We start from the raw sequence: 1,485 nt of genomic DNA on the forward strand, positions 1-1,485 counted from the left end.
CTCCGGAGGGCGGTGGGCGGGCGGGAACGGCCGCGTGCCGTGCGGCCGTCGCCGCCAACGGCGCGCCCTTCACGGCGTGGGACAACCTGCGGGTGGCGAACGTCGGCGGCCGGGACCGGGAGGTCGTCCCGGACGGCAAGCTGTGCAGCGGGGGCCTGCCCGCCTACCGGGGCCTCGATCTCGCCCGCGCCGACTGGCCGTCGACCCGGATGACTCCGGGCGCGACGCTGACGATGCGGTACGTCTCGACGATCCCGCACACCGGCACGTTCCGGATGTATCTGACGAAGCCCGGCTACGACCCGGCCGGGCCGCTGAACTGGTCCGACCTGCCCGAGAAGCCGTTCGCCACGGTGACGGACCCGGCCCTGACGGACGGCGCGTACCGGATCCGGGTCACGATGCCCTCCGACCGGAGCGGGCGGCATGTGCTGTACACGGTCTGGCAGAACAGCAGTACGCCGGACACCTATTACTCGTGCTCGGACGTGGTCTTCCCCGCGGCGAAGAAGGAGCAGCGGCCTCAGGAGGAGCAGGAGCACGAGCAGAAGAAGGAGAAGCCCGAGGAGAAGGAGTCCGGGCAGCAGGCCGAGCAGGAGAAGGAGGAGACGGCGGCGAGCGCCGCCGTGCAGGACTCCCCCGGCCCGCGGCCGCGGGGTGGCGAGGAGACGCCGCTGGCCAGTACGTCCTCTCCGGCCTCCGGTCCGTCCGCGCCCGTGCTGGCGGGCGGCGCCGCGGCGGTGCTGTTGCTCACCGGCGGCGCCGTCCTGGCCGTACGGCTACGGCGACGCTGAACCACCCATCGTCAGCGCCTAGTTGACGTTGACGAGGACGCCACCCTTGGTCACCGGGGCGTACTTGGCGGTGAAGAAGGCATTGGCGAAGCAGAGCGACGAGCCGGACACCTTGGTGAACTGCTGGTTGGTGAAGGAGATGCTGTTGTCGGCATTGCTCGCCGTGCCGCTCAGGCCGGGGGCCTGGTACACGCAGGTGATGGTGCCGAGCAGGGTGCGCAGCTTGACCGTGGACTGGACGGTGGAGCCGGCGGCCGGGGTCACGGAGACGGTGCCGTCGGAGGCCACGCCGGTGGTGTAGGGCAGGTTGTCGACGGTGATGCCGCTGACGCCGAGCACTCCGACGACGTTGGTGGTACAGCCGGCGGTGTCGAAGCTGTGCTTGGTCAGGGTCTCGGTGGCGGTGCCGGGGGCGGCCGGGTTGTCGGTGACGGTGGCGGAGAACGCCGACTTGGTGCAGGAGATGCCGCTGGTGCCGGTCGCGCTGGAGTAGAAGGTGGCGGCGGTGCCGCTCGCCAGGGACGCGTCGAGGACGTCGCCGACCGCGACGGCCGCGCCGTCGGTGGTGGTCAGGACAGGGGTGTCGGCCGCGGAGGCGGGGGCGGCGAGACCCAGGGCGGCGACGGCGGCGGTGAGGGTGAGGAGGGTGCGCGTACGCATGCGGGTGTACCTCTTTCCATAGCGGGGGGGG

2 protein-coding genes are annotated in these 1,485 nt (G+C 71.9%); one reads left to right on the forward strand and one right to left on the reverse strand.

The annotated features are described in order from the left end of the window. A partial coding sequence (locus K4G64_RS39200; protein ID WP_221760607.1) for a lytic polysaccharide monooxygenase occupies window positions 1-794 on the forward strand: 794 nt, incomplete at its 5' end. Window positions 795-812: 18 nt separating this feature from the next. Here the strand turns inward: K4G64_RS39200 and K4G64_RS39205 are convergent. After that, on the reverse strand, window positions 813-1,454 hold the full coding sequence (locus K4G64_RS39205; RefSeq protein WP_221760608.1) for a Tat pathway signal sequence domain protein: 642 nt from the start codon (window positions 1,452-1,454) through the stop codon (window positions 813-815). Window positions 1,455-1,485 lie beyond the last annotated feature (31 nt).

This window comes from Streptomyces sp. WAC04114 (genome assembly GCF_019733245.1).
GTDB lineage: Bacteria > Actinomycetota > Actinomycetes > Streptomycetales > Streptomycetaceae > Streptomyces > Streptomyces massasporeus_A.

What these genes read in the sequence shown, in the direction of transcription:
- K4G64_RS39205 (WP_221760608.1), bottom strand. Translation starts at nt 1,454, where the DNA reads ATGCGTACGCGCACCCTCCTCACCCTCACCGCCGCCGTCGCCGCCCTG.